The sequence below is a fragment of the Microvirga sp. P4_G7 genome, from assembly GCF_056401005.1.
In genome coordinates this window covers 1-1303 of record NZ_JBFUKD010000875.1, presented here as the reverse complement: position 1 = coordinate 1303, position 1303 = coordinate 1, and the positions used below count along the sequence as shown (strand labels likewise).

The 1303-nt window shown below is 59.8% G+C and carries 2 protein-coding genes; both read left to right on the top strand.

Annotation, left to right across the window (positions count from 1 at the left end):
* Positions 1-571, top strand: a 571-nt coding sequence (locus AC1DT3_RS21550; RefSeq protein WP_477467225.1) for a carbohydrate ABC transporter permease, incomplete at its 5' end; no start/stop codon positions are given.
* Between the two features lie 2 nt (positions 572-573).
* Positions 574-1303: carbohydrate ABC transporter permease (locus AC1DT3_RS21545; RefSeq protein WP_477467224.1), on the top strand; the 730-nt coding region annotated here is incomplete at its 3' end.

Genomic DNA, 1303 nt, shown 5'->3' with positions numbered 1-1303 from the left:
GATCCGCGCACTCTATTTTCTGCCGTTTCTCACGACCGCGGCGGCGATGGCGTGGGTCTGGCGGTGGTTTTATCAGCCCGTGCCCATCGGCGTGATCAACGGGTTTCTCACCTGGATCGGTGTGCCGCAACAACCGTTCCTGCGCTCCACGAGCCAAGCTCTCCCGGCCATTCTCGCCCCCGCCGTGTGGGCCGGCCTCGGTTTCCAGGTCATCATCTTCATGGCCGGCCTGCGCGCCATTCCCACCTCGTATTACGAGGCCGCGCGCATCGACGGTCTGCCTGAATTCACCATTCTCCGGAAAATCACCATTCCGCTCCTGAAACCGACCATCGTGTTTCTCGTGGTGTTTTCCTCGATCGGCTTCCTGCGGATCTTCGATCAGGTCTACAACATGACCTTCAACGACCCCGGCGGACCGCTGAACACCACCAAGCCGATCGTGCTGATGATCTACCAGACCGCGTTCAAGTCGCTCGAAATGGGCTACGCGGCGGCCCAGACGGTCGTTTTGTTCCTGATCCTGCTGGTCGTTTCGCTCATCCAGCTTCGCGTACTCAAGGACCGCTGACGATGACGACAGCTGCTCTTCCCGCTCCTGCGACAAGACGGGGATTCCCCGTCCGCCCTGGCCGGATCGTGGCCTGGACGTTGCTCTTCATGGGCGGCGTCATCATGATCACGCCGATCCTGTTCATGCTGTCCACGTCCTTGAAGGACGCGTCTCAGGTTTATGACCTGCGCCTGATTCCGGAAACGCCGTCGTTCGACAACTACAAGGCCGTACTTTCGGACGGGCGCTTCATGCGCTGGTTTTTCAACTCCTTGGTGGTCGCGGTCTGCGTCACCGCTTCCAACGTCTTCTTCGATTCGCTTGTCGGCTACACGCTCGCGAAGTTCCAGTTTCGCGGACGTTACATCGTCTTCATCGCGATCCTCTCGACGCTRATGATTCCAACGGAAATGTTGGTCATCCCCTGGTACCTCATGGCCAGCAGCTTCGGTTGGATCGATTCGTATTGGGGCATCATGTTTCCCGGCATGATGACGGCGTTCGGCACGTTCCTGATGAAGCAGTTCTTCGAGACGGTGCCGGATGAGTTTCTCGAAGCGGCCCGCGTCGACGGCCTCAACGAATTCACGATCTGGTGGCGTGTCGCGATGCCGCTCGTGACGCCGGCGCTTTCGGCGCTCGCGATCTTCACATTCCTCGGCAACTGGACGGCGTTCTTCTGGCCGTTGATCGTCACCAACAGCCGCGAACTCTACACGCTGCCAGTGGGGCTCTCGAGCTTCGCGGTGG